Genomic DNA, 17,505 nt, shown 5'->3' with positions numbered 1-17,505 from the left:
TTACTCGTCTTCATCTTCAAAACGCGCCACGATCCGTTCGCCGGTATGGCTGGCGCGTAGCTCTTCAGCAACCAGAGCAATCGCCTGTCCGCTGCTCATCCCCTGCGACATCAGTTCCTGAATACGCTCGACGGCTTTTTGCTGCTGCTCATGACTGAGTGAAGGTAAACCTGCAAACATTGTTAACTCCTGCTAAATTGTCTGCGCTAATTATTTCATGCTACCGGGCAGTTAGCCAGTAGAGTAGCAACGAGTCAGGACTGATGAAGACGTTATCTCCCGCAGTAATCACATTACCCTGGTGTCAGGACGCCGCTGAACGCTATTTTTCGACCTTAAGCCAGCATCCGTGGGCGATGCTGTTACATTCAGGTCATGCCGATCATCCGCATAACCGTTTTGATATTCTGGTCGCCGACCCCGTAGCGACGCTGGTCACGCGTGCTCAGGAGACGGTGGTCAAGGACAGGCAAGGCATTTTGCGCACGCTTGATGACCCGATGACAGTATTACATTCAACGCTAACCGCCCTGGCTATTCAGCCTGATTATCATCCCGACTTCCCGTTCCAGGGCGGCGCGCTGGGCCTGTTTGGCTACGATCTGGGCCGCCGCTTTGAATTGCTGCCGAATATTGCCAAATGCGATATCGCCCTGCCGGATATGGCCGTCGGTATCTATGACTGGGCGTTGATTGTCGATCACCAGCGACAGACTGTATCACTGCTTAGCCATCGCGATGTGCACGCTCGTCTGGCCTGGCTCGAAGATCAACTGCCACCTGTACGCGAGCCATTTACATTAACGTCGGCATGGCGCTCAAATATGAGCCGTGAGCAATACGGCGAAAAGTTTCGTCAGGTGCAGCACTATCTGCACAGCGGCGACTGCTATCAGGTCAACCTGGCCCAACGTTTTCAGGCACAGTATCAGGGCGATGAATGGCAAGCGTTTGTGCAACTCAATCGCGCCAACCGCGCGCCATTCAGTGCGTTTATACGCCTGGAAGACGGGGCGATCCTCAGCCTGTCACCGGAGCGCTTTATTCAACTGGAAAATCAACATATCCAGACGCGCCCCATCAAAGGCACGCTACCCAGACTGGACGAGCCTGATGCCGATCGCCAGCAAGCCGACAAGCTGGCAAATTCGCCAAAGGATCGGGCGGAAAACCTGATGATCGTCGATTTGATGCGTAACGATATCGGACGCGTCGCCGTTCCAGGCTCGGTTAAGGTTCCGGAACTTTTTGTGGTTGAACCCTTCCCGGCCGTACATCATCTGGTCAGTACCATCACCGCACGTTTGCCGCAGACGCTGCACGCGACCGACCTATTACGTGCAGCCTTCCCTGGTGGCTCCATTACGGGCGCACCAAAAGTGCGGGCGATGGAAATTATTGATGAGCTGGAGCCACATCGCCGTAACGCCTGGTGTGGCAGCATCGGTTATCTGAGTTTTTGCGGCAATATGGATACCAGTATCACCATTCGCACCCTGACAGCGACCGGCGGGCAGTTGTACTGTTCAGCTGGCGGCGGCATTGTGGCGGACAGTCAGGAAGACGCGGAATATCAGGAAACATTTGATAAAGTGAATCGTATTTTGCATCAACTGGAGAACTGACACGTGGCAAACAGCAGCCTGACGCTTGATGATTTTTTATCACGTTTTCAACTCCTGCGCCCGCAGGTCAATCATGATGCGCTAAACCAACGCCAGGCTGCCGTACTGATCCCTATTGTCCGTCGCCCACAGCCAGGGTTGCTATTGACTCAGCGCTCCGTTCATTTGCGAAAACATGCCGGGCAGGTCGCCTTTCCCGGGGGCGCGGTGGACAGCAGCGATGCGTCGTTGATTGCCGCCGCACTGCGCGAGGCCCAGGAAGAAGTGGCCATTCCGCCTTCATCCGTTGAGGTCATTGGCGTGCTGCCGCCGGTCGATAGTGTAACCGGGTTCCAGGTCACGCCAGTGGTGGGCATCATCCCGCCCAATTTACCGTATCGAGCCAGTGAAGATGAGGTTTCAGCGGTGTTTGAAATGCCGTTGGCGCAAGCCCTGCATTTAGGTCGTTACCATCCCCTCGATATCTACCGTCGCGGCGATTCACATCGTGTGTGGCTTTCCTGGTATGAACACTATTTCGTCTGGGGAATGACCGCCGGAATAATTCGTGAACTGGCGCTGCAAATTGGCGTGAAGCCCTGACTATACTTATCTTTACGCACACCATAGACAACTTGAAACTCAGGTCACAACATTAGTAAAACCGCGGTTATCTATTAGTTTAATTCATGTGAATAGTTAAGCCGATCGCCGCGTTCCCTCTTACACTATGCGCAGTTATAACATCGTTACTGGAAAGCCCAGTCGCCCTGTAGGAGTATTATCGTGATTAGTCTATTCGACATGTTTAAGGTGGGGATTGGTCCCTCATCTTCCCATACCGTAGGGCCTATGAAGGCGGGTAAACAGTTCGTCGATGACCTGGTCGAAAAAGGATTACTGGACAACGTTACCCGTGTTGCCGTCGACGTGTATGGTTCACTGTCGCTCACGGGTAAAGGTCACCACACCGATATCGCCATTATTATGGGTCTGGCGGGCAATGAGCCTGCTACCGTGGACATTGACAGCATTCCCGGATTTATCCGCGATGTAGAAGCGCGTGGACGCCTGCTGCTTGCACAGGGTCAACACGAAGTGGATTTCCCGCAGAATGACGGCATGCGTTTTCACAACGGCAATTTGCCGCTGCATGAAAACGGGATGCAGATCCATGCGTACAACGGCGAAACCGTCATTTACAGCAAAACGTACTATTCCATTGGCGGTGGATTCATCGTTGATGAAGAACATTTTGGCCAGGATGCAGCGAATGAGGTCAGCGTACCTTATCCGTTCAAATCCGCGACCGAAATGCTGGAATACTGCAACAGCACCGGTCTGTCTCTCTCTGGCATGGTGATGCAGAACGAACTCGCACTGCACAGCAAGAAAGAGATTGAAGATTACTTTGGCAATGTCTGGCAAACCATGCAGGCCTGTATCGATCGAGGAATGAACACCGAAGGCGTTCTGCCTGGACCGCTGCGCGTTCCTCGTCGTGCCTCCGCCCTGCGTCGTATGTTGGTCTCCAGCGACAAGCTCTCCAACGATCCGATGAACGTGATCGACTGGGTGAACATGTTTGCGCTGGCCGTTAACGAAGAAAACGCTGCGGGTGGTCGCGTAGTAACAGCACCCACTAACGGTGCCTGCGGGATCGTGCCTGCCGTTCTGGCTTACTACGATCACTTTATTGAATCTGTCAGCCCGGATATCTACACCCGTTATTTCCTGGCGGCGGGGGCAATTGGTGCGTTGTACAAGATGAATGCTTCTATCTCTGGCGCCGAAGTAGGCTGTCAGGGTGAAGTCGGTGTGGCATGTTCCATGGCTGCTGCAGGTCTGGCTGAACTACTGGGCGCCAGTCCGGAACAAGTTTGTGTGGCTGCCGAGATCGGTATGGAGCACAACCTGGGCTTAACCTGCGACCCGGTTGCCGGACAGGTGCAGGTTCCGTGCATCGAACGTAACGCTATTGCGTCCGTGAAGGCGATTAACGCCGCACGTATGGCGATGCGTCGTACCAGCGCGCCGCGAGTCTCGCTGGATAAAGTCATCGAAACCATGTACGAAACAGGCAAAGATATGAACGCTAAATACCGCGAAACATCACGCGGTGGCCTGGCAATCAAAGTCCAGTGTGACTAATACTTAATTTTCGCCCATCTGCGACGGATGGGCGAATTTCCCCCTTCCCGCTCGTCTACTGTAATTTTCCCCACTACACTTGCTCTGTTGCTGTTGGCTTCTGGGACCAACGGCTTATCGGGCGGCCCGCATGCAAACAGCACAACGGATCATTCAAAACTATCGCCGTAATCGCTTAATCGTCTGCACAATATGTGCACTACTGACGCTTATCCTCACATTAACGGTCCGATTTATTTCGGAGCGCAATATAAATCACCGTTACACCGTCACTTTTGCTAATCATGCCGTTGAGGCACTGGATGATGTGCTGCTTCCACTGCAGGCCGGGCGCGATATGCTGCTCCCGTTGATTGGTCTTCCCTGCTCTGTGGCGCGTTTACCCTTGAGCAAGCATGCTGCCAGGCTACAAACCGTGCGCTCTATCAGTCTGATTCAGGGGGGCATTCTTTATTGTTCCAGTATCTTTGGCTATCGCAATGTGCCTATCCGTCAAATTCAGCCAGAATTACCTAGCCGGGAGGCGCAACTGCTGTTGTCCACCGACCATTCGCTGATTAAAGGTAGTCCCATTCTGACGCAGTGGTATCCGGCCTCTGCGGATGGCGAAAATGGGGTGCTGGAGATCGTCAATATTGATTTATTGTCGACCATGCTACTGGAACCCCAGCCACCGCAAATCACCAACGCCAGTTTAACCGTCGGTAACCGCCACCTGCTCTACGGACAAGGTGTTGTCGAGACCTTGCCTGCACTGAACGATGAAAAACGTTATCAGCTTTCATCGCAACATTTCCCCTTCACGATCAGTGTCACCGGCCCAGGCGCCAGTGAATTGGCGATAAAACATCTGCCGACACAACTGCCGCTGGCTGTGATCCTGAGCCTGTTGGTGGGATACCTTGCCTGGCTGGCAACCGCCAGCAGGATGAGTTTTTCCTGGGAGATTAATCTGGCTCTCGCGGCGCACGAGTTCGAGTTGTTTTGTCAGCCACTGCTGAACGCGCAGACCCAGCAATGTATGGGTGTAGAAATTCTGTTGCGCTGGAACAACCCGCGTCAGGGCTGGATTTCGCCGGAAGTGTTTATTCCTATCGCCGAAGAGCACAACCTGATTGTTCCTCTTACCCGTCATGTCATCGCAGAAACCATTCAGCAACGACACGTTTTTCCAATGAGTAGCCAGTTTCATATTGGTATCAATGTTGCCGCCAGCCATTTCCGTCACGGTACGCTGTTAAAAGACCTCAATCAGTACTGGTTCAGCCAGCATCCCATCCAGCAACTGGTTATTGAACTGACCGAACGCGATGCCTTACTGGATGTGGATTATCGGATTGTGCGCGAGTTGAACCGCCTCGGCGTTAAGCTGGCGATTGACGATTTTGGTACCGGAAACAGTTCGCTCTCCTGGCTGGAAAAATTGCGCCCGGATGTGCTGAAAATTGATAAATCATTTACTTCGGCGATAGGAACCGACGCCGTGAATTCAACCGTCACAGACATTATTATCGCGCTGGGAAAAAGGCTGAATATCGAACTGGTGGCTGAAGGCGTAGAAACGCAGGCACAGGCGCAGCATTTACGTCGTCATGGTGTACATATCTTGCAAGGTTTTTTGTATGCGAAGCCGATGCCGCTTCGTGATTTTCCCAAATGGCTGGCGGGCAGTACACCACCACCCGCCAGGCATAACGGGCGCCATATCATGCCCATTATGCCGTTTCGCTAACTCCGCTTACTCGTCTTCGTCGTGAGCGGGTCGTTCTTTAACAATGCGCACTAAATCCACACGATAGTCATTGGCTTCGACAATCGTAATGCTCAGCGGTGCGACCTCAATAACATCACCTACACGCGGAATGTGACCGTTAGCCGCAATCACCAGCCCTGCTACGGTGGCGATGTCTTCGTCCTCATCCACCAGCGTATCCACATCCAGCGCCTGTTGCAGCGCGTGCAGATCGGTTCCCCCTTTCACCAACCAGCCATCGGCGTCAGCAATGATTTCAGGGGTTTCATCAGCATCCGGGAACTCACCGGCGATCGCTTCTAATACGTCCAGTGGTGTTACCAGCCCCTGCACCACACCAAATTCGTTAGTGACGATGACAAAGCTACCGCGGGCACGACGCAGCACACCTAACAGATTAATCGGATCCAGCGTTTCCGGGACGACGATTGCCGGCGAGGCAGACGCAATCGCTGCAACATCCACACCCTCTTCCAGCGCCACCAGCAGCTCTTTAGCACGCACGATGCCGATAATTTCATCAAGCTCGCCACGACACACCGGGAACAAGCTGTGTGGAGAAGAAAGCAACTGTTCGCGAATTTCCGCTACGCTCAGATCGGCGTCGACCCAACTAATTTCACCACGAGGTGTCATGATGCCGCGTAATGAACGGGATGCCAGTGAGAGAACTCCGTTGATCATATAGCGTTCTTCTTCCACAAATGCGCCTTCCGGGACCGGAACTGGCACCGGATTGTCGGATTCCATCTGCACGCTGGCCTGACGTTTACCCCCCATCAGACGCAAGATTGCATCCGCAGTACGGGCACGCAGCGGCAGTGTCGACTGGTGGCGAATAAAGTTACGACGGGCAATCTGGTTAAACAGTTCGATAATAATCGAGAAGCCAATCGCTGCGTACAGATAACCTTTCGGAATATGGAAGCCAAACCCTTCGGCAACCAGGCTCAAACCGATCATCAGCAGGAAACTCAGACACAGCACCACAACCGTCGGATGTTGGTTCACAAATCGCGTCAGCGGCTTCGAGGCCAGCAGCATCACCGCCATCGCAATCACCACCGCCGCCATCATCACCGGCAGATGGTTGACCATACCGACTGCAGTAATGACCGCATCCAGTGAGAACACCGCATCGAGGATAACAATCTGCGTCACCACAACCCAGAAACTCGCATAGCCTTTTGACTGCCCGGTATCATGTTCACGGTTTTCCAGCCGCTCATGCAGCTCTGTCGTAGCCTTGAACAAGAGGAAGATCCCCCCCAGCAGCATAATCAGATCTCGCCCGGAAAACGCGTAGTCCATGACCGTAAACAGCGGTTTTGTTAGCGTCACCATCCACGAAATAACAGACAGCAGGCCCAGACGCATAATCAGCGCCAGTGACAAACCAATGAGACGCGCTTTATCTCGCTGTTTCGGTGGCAGCTTATCGGCAAGAATTGCAATGAAGACCAGGTTATCGATACCCAGAACAATTTCGAGAACAACAAGCGTGAGCAATCCCACCCAAATCTGCGGGTCCATTAAGAGTTCCATGACAAGCTCCTGCTTAAGGAATGATCAAACTGCGCCCTGAACATCTCAGGCGTTAAAGCAACATGCAGATAAAGTTTGTGGCAAAAAGTGCCAAACTGACAGGCTTGATACGGCCTAAAGGTGAAATGACGTCGGTGACGATCCATATGGTGGGCTACTGCCCTATACTCCTGAGTAATTAAACAGATGCTAAACATAACAGAGACAACTGGTTTTTAGCAAAGATTTACCTTCCTTTGCAATAAGTTGTTTCGGAGATATTTCACCCTTCGAAATTTCTTATGATCGGAAGTTAAATTACGGATCTTCATCACATAAAATATTTTTTTCGATATCTAAAATAATTCACGAAAATCATAGATTTTTCTTTGTAACCCTTATCTGAATCGATTCGATTGCGGACGAGCGATTCAAAATGCATCTTCACGTTGATGTGTTAACGATAATAAAGGAGGTAGCAAGTGACCATTGCTATTGTAATAGGCACACATGGTTGGGCTGCAGAGCAGTTACTTAAAACAGCAGAGATGTTGTTAGGCGAGCAGGAAAACGTCGGCTGGATCGATTTCGTTCCAGGCGAAAATGCCGAAACGCTGATTGAAAAGTATAACGCTCAGTTGGCAAAACTGGATACCAGTAAAGGCGTGCTGTTTCTCGTTGACACATGGGGAGGCAGCCCGTTTAACGCTGCGAGCCGCATTGTCGTCGATAAAGAGCATTACGAAGTTATCGCAGGCGTGAACATTCCCATGCTGGTAGAAACCTTCATGGCGCGTGACGACAACCCCAGCTTCGATGAATTAGTTGCACTGGCGGTTGAAACGGGAAGCGAAGGCGTAAAAGCGCTGAAAGCAAAACCTGTTGAAAAAACCGCTCCTGCCCCCGTCGCAGCACCTAAGGCAGCGGCACCCGCGAAACCGATGGGCCCGAACGACTATATGCAGATCGGCCTTGCGCGTATCGATGACCGTTTAATCCACGGTCAGGTGGCAACCCGCTGGACCAAAGAAACAAACGTAACGCGCATTATTGTCGTCAGCGATGAAGTCGCTGCTGATACCGTGCGTAAAACGTTGCTGACTCAGGTCGCACCGCCAGGTGTGACAGCACACGTGGTTGATGTCGCGAAAATGATCCGCGTCTATAACAACCCGAAATACGCCGGTGAGCGTGTAATGCTGCTGTTCACCAACCCTACCGATGTAGAACGCATCGTCGAAGGTGGCGTAAAAATTACCTCTGTTAACATTGGCGGCATGGCATTCCGCCAGGGTAAAACGCAGGTAAACAACGCGATTTCGGTGGATGAAAAAGACATCGAAGCTTTCAAGAAACTCAACGAACGCGGCATTGAACTCGAAGCCCGTAAGGTTTCTACCGATCAGAAACTGAAAATGATGGATTTGATTGCCAAGGCGAAATAACGACCTGGCATTTACTTAGTTTTCACACTTAAGTCTGTATAGCAATAGGAGAAGTACAATGGAGATTACCACTCTTCAGATTGTGCTGGTGTTCATCGTCGCATGTATCGCGGGTATGGAGTCGGTACTCGATGAATTTCAGTTCCACCGTCCATTGGTGGCCTGTACGCTGATTGGTGCCGTTCTCGGGGATATGAAAACCGGTATTATCATCGGTGGTACCCTGGAAATGATCGCGCTGGGCTGGATGAACATCGGTGCTGCGGTTGCGCCTGATGCCGCACTGGCTTCCATTATCTCTACCGTTCTGGTTATTGCCGGTCACCAAAGTATCGGTGCAGGTATCGCGCTGGCCATCCCGCTGGCAGCAGCAGGCCAGGTTCTGACCATTATCGTTCGTACCATCACCGTAGCATTCCAGCACGCGGCGGATAAGGCGGCCGAAAACGGCAACCTGACGGCGCTCTCCTGGCTGCACGTTTCCTCCCTGTTCCTGCAGGCTATGCGTATCGCTATCCCGGCGGTAATCGTAGCGATTTCTGTCGGTACCAGTGAAGTTCAGAGCATGCTGAACGCAATTCCGGAAGTCGTTACTGGCGGCCTGAATATTGCAGGTGGCATGATCGTCGTAGTGGGTTATGCGATGGTCATCAACATGATGCGCGCAGGCTACCTGATGCCGTTCTTCTACCTTGGCTTCGTCACTGCAGCATTTACTAACTTCAACCTGGTTGCTCTGGGTGTGATTGGTGCCGTAATGGCCATCCTCTACATTCAGCTGAGCCCGAAATATAACCGCGTAGCCGGTGCGCCAGTACAGGCGGCGGGTAACAACGATCTTGATAACGAACTGGACTAGCAGGTGAGCGAAATGGTTGATATGACTAAAACTACCACCGAGAAAAAACTCACTCCGAGTGACATTCGTGGCGTGTTCATTCGTTCTAACCTGTTTCAGGGTTCATGGAACTTCGAACGTATGCAGGCGCTGGGCTTCTGTTTCTCCATGGTACCGGCTATTCGCCGCTTGTATCCGGAAAACAACGATGCGCGTAAGCAAGCCATCAAGCGTCACCTGGAATTCTTTAACACCCATCCCTATGTAGCGGCACCGGTTCTTGGCGTTACACTGGCAATGGAAGAACAGCGTGCGAATGGCGCAGAGATTGACGATGGTGCTATCAACGGTATCAAAGTTGGTCTGATGGGCCCGCTGGCAGGCGTGGGCGACCCGATTTTCTGGGGTACAGTGCGTCCGGTATTCGCCGCGCTCGGCGCGGGCATCGCAATGAGCGGAAGCCTGCTGGGTCCGCTGCTGTTCTTTATCCTGTTCAACCTGGTCCGTCTGGCAACCCGTTACTACGGCGTGGCATACGGCTACCGTAAAGGCGTAGATATCGTTAAAGATATGGGCGGCGGCTTCCTGCAGAAACTGACTGAGGGGGCGTCAATCCTCGGCCTGTTTGTTATGGGGGCCCTGGTGAACAAGTGGACGCATGTGAATATCCCACTGGTGGTTTCCACAATCACCGGTCAGGATGGCCAGACACGCGTGACCACCGTGCAGACAATCCTTGACCAGCTGATGCCGGGCCTGGTTCCTCTGCTGCTGACCTTCGCCTGTATGTGGCTTTTGCGTAAGAAAGTAAACCCGCTGTGGATCATCGTTGGTTTCTTCATCATCGGTATTGCGGGCTACGCTGTCGGCCTGCTCGGCCTGTAAGACTGTTGTAAATCACCGGGGGCTTGCCCCCGGTTTTTTCTATTTAGAGGGTTGAGGATTCATGACTATCACGGACCTGGTGCTGGTTCTTTTTATCTTATCGCTGCTGGCGTATGCCATTTACGATCAGTTCATCATGCCCCGCCGTAATGGCCCCACTCTACTTACTGTTGCCCTGCTTCCACGCAGTCGAGTCGACAGCGTTATCTTCATAGGCTTGATTGTTATTCTGATCTACAACAACATCACCAGCCACGGAGCACAATTCACCACATGGTTATTATGTGCACTGGTGTTAATGGGGTTGTATCTGTTCTGGATCCGTACACCCAAAATTATTTTCAAACAAAAAGGTTTTTTCTTCGCCAATGTCTGGATTGAATATGACCGGATTAAAGAGATGAATTTATCAGAAGATGGTGTGCTGGTGATGCAATTAGAGCAGAGACGGTTACTTATTCGCGTACGAAATATAGACGACCTGGAGAAGATATATAAACTTCTCATTTCAAACCAATAAGTTAGAAATATAGCCTGAACTATGTTTTTTATATCTCAGTGAAAAACAAACATAGCTAAGGCTATATCCCCCCGCCCATATGTTATTTAACTTAACGTTTTATCTATAAATAAATCTAAATGAAAATTGTTTTCATTTAGAAGTCAAATAATATTTCTGCGTTTCTTGTCTTATATTCCAAAAATATGTTAAGGTTGCGCCCGTCGTTGGGGAGTAGCCGATTTCCAGACTCCGGAAATGTACGTGTCAACATACTCGTTGAAAAACGTGGCACGTACGGACTGAACATCACGTTTAGTCAGGCGAGACCATAGGCACATCAACTGCAATGCATATTTGAATGGCTCTGTATAGACAGTGGGTCCGCTCAATGTGCCTGGTTACTGGGGGCAGTGATGTGTTTTATGGAATACCCCGGTCAGGACGCTGTTATGAATATCACTGCAACTGTTCTTCTCGCTTTCGGCATGTCGATGGATGCTTTCGCAGCATCAATTGGCAAAGGCGCCACCTTACATAAACCTAAATTCTCTGAAGCCCTGCGTACCGGCCTTATTTTTGGCGCAGTCGAGACCCTTACGCCGCTGATTGGCTGGGGAATGGGCATGCTTGCCAGCAAATTCGTGTTGGAGTGGAATCACTGGATCGCCTTCATCCTGCTTTTCTTTTTAGGTGGCCGAATGATAATCGAAGGTTTCCGCGACAATGGCGATGAAGACGAAGAGCCACAGCGCCGCCACGGTTTTTGGCTACTGGTTACCACCGCAATCGCCACCAGTCTCGATGCAATGGCCGTCGGCGTGGGTCTGGCCTTTCTTCAGGTGAACATCATCGCGACTGCGCTTGCTATAGGGTGCGCCACATTAATTATGTCTACACTCGGGATGATGATCGGACGTTTTATTGGCCCGATGTTGGGCAAACGCGCGGAAATTCTGGGTGGGGTAGTCCTGATTGGTATCGGTGCCCAGATTCTCTGGGCACACTTTCACGGTTAATCTACACGCTGCCAGATATGAATACTAAAGTCTGTCTGGCAGTCAAATACCGATTTCTTCGCCAGCGCCTCCCAGACTTCCGGTTTTGCTCGCCAGGCAAAAGGCGTCATTTGCAGTAATGCGACCGCCTCACTACCATTGAGCTGCATCTGATAGCCCAGAGCAATACGCTGTTGCAGGACAAAGCCGTCAAGCTGCTCTGTATGTGCCGCATGCAGACGCACCTCATCATAAATCAGCCCCTTAAGCTCCATTAAATGCCGTGGGCCTGGCGTGGCCGTCATCACCCACCCACCCGGTTTAACCACGCGAGCCAGCTCTTCTGCTTTACAAGGTGCGTAGATCCTGATGATGGCGTCCATTGACGCATCGGCAAACGGCAGACGATGACTTGAGGCAACGCAAAAAGTCACTTGTGGATAGCGCCGGGCTGCAGCCTTAATCGCCACTTTCGAAACATCCAGACCAAAGGTCGAGCTATTCGCTATCGCATCCGCGAAAGCGTGGGTGTAGTACCCTTCTCCACAGCCGATATCCAGAATCGACACATCACTTGTTCCCAGCGTCTCGCTGAGCGCATTCACAATCGCATCGCGCAGCGGTTGATAGTGCCCGGCATCCAGAAATGCCCGGCGAGCCTGCATCATTTCCGCACTGTCACCCGGATCGCGCGACCGCTTATGCTGAACCGGCATCAGGTTGACATACCCCTCTTTTGCCACGTCAAACTGATGCCGTCCAGGGCACACAAAACTGTTATTCGCTTGAGTAAGAGGCTGATGACAAAGGGGACAGGAAAACGACATGACAACTCCGGCTGGTGATTTAAGGGCGCAAGTGTAACGCGATTCGCGCCCCGCGAAAATAACTTACAGCGACGGCGAGGTCTGGCTACTACCGTGCATCACCAGCAGATGGTCAGAATCGGCTGGCATCCCGTCGGGTTTCACATTTTCCAGACGCAGGACATCCCCCATGATCTGGCTGAACACCGGGGCCGATACCGCACCGCCGTAGTAAGCGCCGTTTTGTGGGTTATTTATCACCACGACCAGCGCGAATTTCGGATCACTGGCAGGGGCAACCCCTGCCGTATAAGCCACGTATTTGTCGACGTACTTACCGTCATCGCCTATTTTTTTTGCCGTCCCGGTTTTCACCGCAACACGATAATCCCTCACCGCAGCCTTGGTCCCACCTCCGCCGGGTAGCGCAACGCTCTCCATCATATGTTCAACCTGATGCACCAGCGCTTCTGGCATTACGCGGGTTCCTATCACCGGTGGGTCGATACGTGTAATTGAAAGCGGTCGGTAGACGCCAAAACTGCCGATAGTGGCATAGACATGTGCCAGTTGGAGCGGTGTCACCATTAACCCGTAACCGAATGCAAAGGTCGCGCGATCCAAATCGCTCCAGTAACGTCGCTGAGGCATTAAGCCGCTACTTTCTCCGGTGAGACCTAAGCCGGTTGGATCACCGAAGCCAAAGCTTTTATAGGTATCCAGTAGTTTCTGTACCGGCATTGCCAGCGAAAGGTGCGACACACCGGTATCGCTCGATTTCTGCAAAATACCGGTAAGCGATAGCTCAGGGTAAAACCCGACGTCGCGGATACGATGACCATCAACATTAAAGGGGTGGGTATCAATCACGCTGTCAGGCTGCACAATCCCCTGCTGGAGAGCGGTCATGATCACTAATGGTTTGACGGTTGAGCCAGGCTCAAAGGTGTCACTAATTGCACGGTTGCGGAAATCATCCAGTACCGCGCCTTCGCGGTTATTAGGGTTAAAATCGGGAAAACTCGCCATCGACAGGATTTCACCGGTGGCAATACTGATCAGCACCGCCGCACCAGAATCCGCTTTATTCCATGTCACGGCATTGTCCAGCGCATCTTCAGTCACCGTCTGCAGGCGTTCATCAATACTGAGCTGCAATTCGTGCGCGGGAACCGGCATCACTTCCGTGATATTTTCAATCACATGCCCGAACTTGTCTTTGCGCACAAGGCGAGAGCCGGGTTTACCCATCAACTGACTGTTGAAACTTTTCTCCAGGCCTTCAATACCTTGTCCATCAATGTTCGTAAAGCCGATGAGATTCGCCGCCACATGACCTGCGGGATAGAAACGGCGGGATTCTTCGCGCAGATTGATCCCTGGGAGATTAAGATCATCGACCCACTCTGCCTGCTGTGGGGAAATCTGTCGTGCCAGATAGATAAAACGCCCGGTAGGGTTACTGTTTACACGTTCCGCCAGTGAACTGAGTGACAGATGCAGGGTTCTGGCCAGTGCTTGCCAACGCTCGTTATAACCCACGCCCCCCTTGCTTATAATGGTCTTGGGATCGGCCCAAACTGCATTCACTGGCACGCTTACTGCGAGGGGACGTCCTTCTCTGTCGGTAATCATCCCGCGCGGTGAGGCGATGGTGACTTCACGTAACGAACGCATATCCTCCTGCTTGACCAGACTTGTTGGGGTGACGATTTGTAACCACGCAACCCGACCAAGCAACAATCCCAGACTCAACAATATTGCCACACAAAGCAGGGCAAAACGTACGGGAGTAAAATTGCGCGCATCGCCGTCGTTTTTCTTTTTCACCGGGGCTCCAGCATGATAGTTTTTCAGGTGACTGATTTAACGGGAATTACCGGGAGAAAGCGGGAAAAACAATGCTACGAACATCACGCCTTTGCAACAAAGCACTAATGGAGAGGCATTCAGAAATATTTTGACGTAATTTGAATTAAAAAGCCCCGCATAAGCGAGGCTTTATATCTGAATTGGTTGCGCCTGAGCGCTTCAAATAAGTGGTATCGATCAGATAGCTGTTACGTTAACAGCAGCCGGACCTTTCTGGCCGTCCTGAATTTCGAACTCAACGTTCTGGCCTTCAGCCAGAGTTTTGAAGCCGTTACCCTGGATAGCGGAGAAGTGTACGAACACGTCTTTGCTGCCATCAGCCGGAGTAATGAAACCAAAACCTTTGGACTCGTTGAACCACTTAACTTGACCTTTAATCTTTGCCATTTGCAAAATTCCTTAGAGTATTTTCTTCGCCCGCAGGCATAACATAGATAAAACTGAGACATTACTGCTTGAGGCACTAATATAAGGTTCGGCAGAGAAGCGGTATTCAACGTCAACGTGTTTACTCAGGACTTCTTTACTGAAAATGCCACACATAAACAGAACTGTACCTCGTTTAACCCAAACCGTGTTATCACATACAACGTTAATAATGGCAAGCCATTTTTAAACGTGTCTCGATCGGTCGCACAAATCCCGCAGTTCATCAAACAACAACTGCACAGTTATGCGCCAGGCCAGGTAGAGATATATCCCCGCCTCTCACCCTTGCCCCGGCTGGCCTGCGCCGTAGCAGGGACTTTTCTACCATAGCTCATAAGGTTGAACTGTTCCAGATTATCTGTCACGGCCTCTGCCAGATATCATTTTTTATGCTTAGTAATGCATAAAATATCACAAGCATAAAAATGAGATCAGCATTCTGGTTTTGCACCAAAATAATGAAAGAATGATGACAACGCACAAAAAAAAGCAAGAGAAACGTTTCGCTGATAATAAAACGATCGGTATCACAAAAATGACACAATCATATTATTAATCTATGGATAATTATATTTATGTCGAATCAGAGATAAGATATTAATTGGTCAGCGCATCTGGAAAAACGCAGGTTCCACGTGTGCCAACGCAGTAATTGCTGGATTGTTGCAGAAGAAAATAATCTGATATCGTTGACGACAGGATGAAGCATCTGAGAATAGCATCTACAGACTCTCACCCTGTCTTTCTGTTTACTACCGTTCGGCTACCAGGCGAATGATGTCATCATCTTTATCCTGAGTTTGCACCGCAGCAGGCTCTTCTGCTTTTTCCGGTTCGTTAGCTTCACAAAGACGACGGAGCAATGCGTTCTGTCGTTTTTGCTGATCCAACAACGCCTCAAGCAGTTCAATCTGCTCGTTGGTACGCGAACTTGCCCGATTGATGAAAAACCACAATACAAGCCCGATGACCAGAACCACCACCGATACCGCTAAAGACGCAAAACTCAACGCGCCAGAATTCAAAACTTCGTTCATTTCACCACCTCAATGTAGACAGCGTAGTTTACCACTGCCGCACAAGAAGGTAATCAACTGTTACTGAAATGCGCTTACCAGGGAATAAATTTATTGATGGCGCAAATTCCGCTGAAAAATTGTACGTCCTGATCGCACATGATGTTGAACACCTGCGCCCACATCAGTATGCATACCAGCACGACAACTATCAGGACCACCCATCGAATTTTTTTCACTCCAACTCCACTCTCCGAATCTACAGCTTATGTTGATAAATTATCATGAGTTACCTAAACCCTAAGTTAACTGTAACGGCATTAAATGTTTTTAGGAATGATTCACTTGTTTCATCCCATGTACGGGCTAATCTAATAATAACGAGAAAAGATAAGAGGTTGTAATGCGTCTGATTATCCGCGCTATTGTGTTGCTCGCTCTGGTTTGGATCGGTTTATTACTGAGTGGCTACGGCGTTTTGATAGGAAGTAAGGAGACTGCAGCAGGTCTGGGCCTGCAATGTCAGTATCTGACCGCCCGTGGGACCAGCACCGCGCAATACGTCCATACCAACAGCGGCATCATTGGCCTGTCAGATTGTCCCCTGTTGAGGAAAAGCACTGTAGTTATCGATAACGGTTAATATAGCAGCAAAAAGTCAGTATGTTATTTGCTCCGGCTACGGCGTCAGGTCGTAAAAAACCCGATACGCTGTATCGGGTTTTTTGCATATCGCAACGCGTTAAAATCAGAACGGGTAATCGTTATAACCCATTTGCTCTGAAATCTTACGCGCTGCAGTGTGCAGCATTTCGACATATTCGTGCAAACGTTCTTCAGAAAAACGCAGCGTCGGGAATGAGATACTCAGACCTGCAATAACCACACCGAAACGATCAAATACCGGTACACCTATGCAGCGCAGTCCTTCTTCCTGCTCCTCGTTGTCTTCGCCATAGCCCTGCTCACGGACTTTGTCCAGCAATACCAGCAACTCATCGGTGTTCGTGATTGTACGATCGGTACTGCGTTTGTACTCAATACCATCCAGAATTTGTTTCACTTCATCGCGGTCACGCCATGCCAGCAGCACTTTACCAATGGCGGTACTGTACAGCGGATTACGACGACCTACACGGGAATACATGCGCAAATTGTACATCGAGTCGATTTTATGGATGTAGACAATGCTGTCTTCATCCAGCGCACCGAGATGTACCGTTTCTTTGGTCAGACGCGAAAGCTCGCGCATCTGGATGTCAGCGCTACGGATCAGATCAACGTTTTGTAATGCACGCGCGCCCAGCTCAAATAGTTTCAGGGTCAGGGAATATTTCTCAGACTCGCCTTCTTGTGCCACATAACCCAGCGTTTTCATGGTCTGCAAAAAGCGGTAAACGGTGCTTTTAGACATCATGACGCGTTGTGACAATTCGGTAATACCAATTTCGCGCTCTTCACCCAGCGCCTGCAGGATGCCAAAAACCTTCAGCACGGAAGATACAGAATCGGGTTGTTTATCCAGATCTGCGATAGCCATTTACCACCTCATTGCGAGTGTTTTATAAAAATCAGAACCGGTTTTTATTATAATTTCACGTACCAGCCGTCGCAATCTGTCTTTGCTCACTTAGTTACAAATCTGCGACCTAACGCCTGAATATCAATGCTAAAATTATTATTCT

20 protein-coding genes and 1 riboswitch are annotated in these 17,505 nt (G+C 50.6%); of the genes, 10 read left to right on the top strand and 10 right to left on the bottom strand.

Annotation, left to right across the window (positions count from 1 at the left end; all coding sequences use genetic code 11):
• The gene (locus ACLJXE_RS16800; RefSeq protein ID WP_003020986.1) at positions 1-180 is read right to left on the bottom strand and encodes a YoaH family protein; all 180 of its coding nucleotides are present in this window, start codon (positions 178-180) and stop codon (positions 1-3) included.
• An 80-nt stretch (positions 181-260) separates the two neighbouring features.
• Here ACLJXE_RS16800 and pabB point away from each other — a divergent pair, with 80 nt between their 5' ends.
• From pabB to ACLJXE_RS16780, 4 genes are all read left to right on the top strand, one after another.
• Positions 261-1,625 carry an aminodeoxychorismate synthase component 1 gene (pabB, locus tag ACLJXE_RS16795; protein WP_410751472.1) on the top strand — a complete coding sequence of 455 codons (1,365 nt, stop codon included), beginning with the start codon at positions 261-263 and terminating at the stop codon, positions 1,623-1,625.
• 3 nt (positions 1,626-1,628) lie between these two features.
• Positions 1,629-2,207, top strand: a complete 579-nt coding sequence (locus tag ACLJXE_RS16790) for a CoA pyrophosphatase (RefSeq protein WP_286630876.1) — start codon at positions 1,629-1,631, stop codon at positions 2,205-2,207.
• 183 nt (positions 2,208-2,390) lie between these two features.
• On the top strand, positions 2,391-3,755 hold the full coding sequence (gene sdaA, locus ACLJXE_RS16785) for an L-serine ammonia-lyase (protein ID WP_286630875.1): 1,365 nt from the start codon (positions 2,391-2,393) through the stop codon (positions 3,753-3,755).
• 130 nt (positions 3,756-3,885) lie between these two features.
• Complete coding sequence (locus ACLJXE_RS16780) at positions 3,886-5,487, top strand: EAL domain-containing protein (RefSeq protein WP_286630874.1); 1,602 nt, start codon at positions 3,886-3,888, stop codon at positions 5,485-5,487.
• 6 nt (positions 5,488-5,493) lie between these two features.
• On the opposite strand, the gene yoaE is transcribed toward ACLJXE_RS16780, so the two are convergent.
• The gene (gene yoaE / locus ACLJXE_RS16775; RefSeq protein WP_410751438.1) at positions 5,494-7,053 is read right to left on the bottom strand and encodes a CNNM family cation transport protein YoaE; all 1,560 of its coding nucleotides are present in this window, start codon (positions 7,051-7,053) and stop codon (positions 5,494-5,496) included.
• The gene (locus ACLJXE_RS16770; RefSeq protein WP_410751437.1) at positions 7,041-7,199 is read right to left on the bottom strand and encodes a protein YoaL; all 159 of its coding nucleotides are present in this window, start codon (positions 7,197-7,199) and stop codon (positions 7,041-7,043) included. Before ACLJXE_RS16770 ends, yoaE begins: the two co-directional genes overlap by 13 nt.
• A 315-nt stretch (positions 7,200-7,514) precedes the next feature.
• Here ACLJXE_RS16770 and manX point away from each other — a divergent pair, with 315 nt between their 5' ends.
• From manX to mntP, 5 genes are all read left to right on the top strand, one after another.
• Entirely contained in the window at positions 7,515-8,477 is a 963-nt protein-coding gene (manX, locus tag ACLJXE_RS16765; protein WP_410751436.1) for a PTS mannose transporter subunit IIAB, read from the top strand.
• Positions 8,478-8,535: 58 nt separating this feature from the next.
• Entirely contained in the window at positions 8,536-9,336 is an 801-nt protein-coding gene (locus ACLJXE_RS16760; RefSeq protein ID WP_005122174.1) for a PTS mannose/fructose/sorbose transporter subunit IIC, read from the top strand.
• Between the two features lie 12 nt (positions 9,337-9,348).
• Positions 9,349-10,200 carry a PTS mannose transporter subunit IID gene (locus ACLJXE_RS16755; RefSeq protein WP_006684184.1) on the top strand — a complete coding sequence of 284 codons (852 nt, stop codon included), beginning with the start codon at positions 9,349-9,351 and terminating at the stop codon, positions 10,198-10,200.
• A gap of 61 nt (positions 10,201-10,261) precedes the next feature.
• The gene (locus ACLJXE_RS16750; RefSeq protein WP_286630872.1) at positions 10,262-10,720 is read left to right on the top strand and encodes a DUF986 family protein; all 459 of its coding nucleotides are present in this window, start codon (positions 10,262-10,264) and stop codon (positions 10,718-10,720) included.
• Positions 10,721-10,916: 196 nt separating this feature from the next.
• Positions 10,917-11,145, top strand: a riboswitch (yybP-ykoY riboswitch).
• Between the two features lie 6 nt (positions 11,146-11,151).
• The gene (mntP, locus tag ACLJXE_RS16745; RefSeq protein WP_286630871.1) at positions 11,152-11,718 is read left to right on the top strand and encodes a manganese efflux pump MntP; all 567 of its coding nucleotides are present in this window, start codon (positions 11,152-11,154) and stop codon (positions 11,716-11,718) included.
• Here mntP and rlmA read toward each other — a convergent pair.
• The 6 genes from rlmA to mgrB all read right to left on the bottom strand — a co-directional run bounded on the left by rlmA (position 11,715) and on the right by mgrB (position 16,059).
• On the bottom strand, positions 11,715-12,524 hold the full coding sequence (rlmA, locus tag ACLJXE_RS16740; protein WP_410751435.1) for a 23S rRNA (guanine(745)-N(1))-methyltransferase: 810 nt from the start codon (positions 12,522-12,524) through the stop codon (positions 11,715-11,717). The two genes, mntP and rlmA, sit on opposite strands and share 4 nt — an antisense overlap.
• Before the next feature lie 63 nt (positions 12,525-12,587).
• Positions 12,588-14,333 carry a peptidoglycan glycosyltransferase FtsI gene (gene ftsI / locus ACLJXE_RS16735; protein ID WP_410751434.1) on the bottom strand — a complete coding sequence of 582 codons (1,746 nt, stop codon included), beginning with the start codon at positions 14,331-14,333 and terminating at the stop codon, positions 12,588-12,590.
• A gap of 219 nt (positions 14,334-14,552) precedes the next feature.
• Positions 14,553-14,762: a transcription antiterminator/RNA stability regulator CspE gene (gene cspE, locus ACLJXE_RS16730; RefSeq protein WP_001062678.1), complete on the bottom strand. Its 210-nt coding sequence runs from the start codon at positions 14,760-14,762 to the stop codon at positions 14,553-14,555.
• 12 nt (positions 14,763-14,774) lie between these two features.
• Positions 14,775-14,918 (bottom strand): DUF2627 domain-containing protein, encoded by a 144-nt coding sequence (locus ACLJXE_RS16725; RefSeq protein WP_003034983.1) that lies wholly within the window; start codon positions 14,916-14,918, stop codon positions 14,775-14,777.
• Positions 14,919-15,556: 638 nt separating this feature from the next.
• Positions 15,557-15,841, bottom strand: a complete 285-nt coding sequence (locus ACLJXE_RS16720; RefSeq protein WP_410751433.1) for a YebO family protein — start codon at positions 15,839-15,841, stop codon at positions 15,557-15,559.
• Positions 15,842-15,915: 74 nt separating this feature from the next.
• Positions 15,916-16,059 carry a PhoP/PhoQ regulator MgrB gene (gene mgrB, locus ACLJXE_RS16715; protein ID WP_003034977.1) on the bottom strand — a complete coding sequence of 48 codons (144 nt, stop codon included), beginning with the start codon at positions 16,057-16,059 and terminating at the stop codon, positions 15,916-15,918.
• A gap of 164 nt (positions 16,060-16,223) precedes the next feature.
• Between mgrB and ACLJXE_RS16710 the strand changes: the two genes are divergently transcribed.
• Entirely contained in the window at positions 16,224-16,463 is a 240-nt protein-coding gene (locus ACLJXE_RS16710; protein ID WP_061068061.1) for a YobH family protein, read from the top strand.
• A 105-nt stretch (positions 16,464-16,568) separates the two neighbouring features.
• Here the strand turns inward: ACLJXE_RS16710 and kdgR are convergent, their stop codons facing one another.
• On the bottom strand, positions 16,569-17,360 hold the full coding sequence (gene kdgR / locus ACLJXE_RS16705) for a DNA-binding transcriptional regulator KdgR (protein ID WP_005120190.1): 792 nt from the start codon (positions 17,358-17,360) through the stop codon (positions 16,569-16,571).
• Positions 17,361-17,505: the final 145 nt, after the last annotated feature.

The sequence above is a fragment of the Citrobacter sp. U14242 genome (assembly GCF_046555775.1).
Taxonomy (GTDB): domain Bacteria; phylum Pseudomonadota; class Gammaproteobacteria; order Enterobacterales; family Enterobacteriaceae; genus Citrobacter.
The sequence above is the reverse complement of the archived record's forward strand: the minus strand, read 5'-3'. Positions and strand labels throughout refer to the sequence as shown.

Coding starts and splice junctions, on each gene's coding strand:
- ACLJXE_RS16800 (WP_003020986.1), bottom strand. CDS start 180: ATGTTTGCAGGTTTACCTTCACTCAGTCATGAGCAGCAGCAAAAAGCC.
- ACLJXE_RS16780 (WP_286630874.1), top strand. CDS start 3,886: ATGCAAACAGCACAACGGATCATTCAAAACTATCGCCGTAATCGCTTA.
- yoaE (WP_410751438.1), bottom strand. CDS start 7,053: ATGGAACTCTTAATGGACCCGCAGATTTGGGTGGGATTGCTCACGCTT.
- ACLJXE_RS16770 (WP_410751437.1), bottom strand. CDS start 7,199: ATGGATCGTCACCGACGTCATTTCACCTTTAGGCCGTATCAAGCCTGT.
- ACLJXE_RS16760 (WP_005122174.1), top strand. CDS start 8,536: ATGGAGATTACCACTCTTCAGATTGTGCTGGTGTTCATCGTCGCATGT.
- ACLJXE_RS16755 (WP_006684184.1), top strand. CDS start 9,349: ATGGTTGATATGACTAAAACTACCACCGAGAAAAAACTCACTCCGAGT.
- ACLJXE_RS16750 (WP_286630872.1), top strand. CDS start 10,262: ATGACTATCACGGACCTGGTGCTGGTTCTTTTTATCTTATCGCTGCTG.
- mntP (WP_286630871.1), top strand. CDS start 11,152: ATGAATATCACTGCAACTGTTCTTCTCGCTTTCGGCATGTCGATGGAT.
- rlmA (WP_410751435.1), bottom strand. CDS start 12,524: ATGTCGTTTTCCTGTCCCCTTTGTCATCAGCCTCTTACTCAAGCGAAT.
- cspE (WP_001062678.1), bottom strand. CDS start 14,762: ATGGCAAAGATTAAAGGTCAAGTTAAGTGGTTCAACGAGTCCAAAGGT.
- ACLJXE_RS16725 (WP_003034983.1), bottom strand. CDS start 14,918: ATGTGTGGCATTTTCAGTAAAGAAGTCCTGAGTAAACACGTTGACGTT.
- ACLJXE_RS16720 (WP_410751433.1), bottom strand. CDS start 15,841: ATGAACGAAGTTTTGAATTCTGGCGCGTTGAGTTTTGCGTCTTTAGCG.
- ACLJXE_RS16710 (WP_061068061.1), top strand. CDS start 16,224: ATGCGTCTGATTATCCGCGCTATTGTGTTGCTCGCTCTGGTTTGGATC.
- kdgR (WP_005120190.1), bottom strand. CDS start 17,360: ATGGCTATCGCAGATCTGGATAAACAACCCGATTCTGTATCTTCCGTG.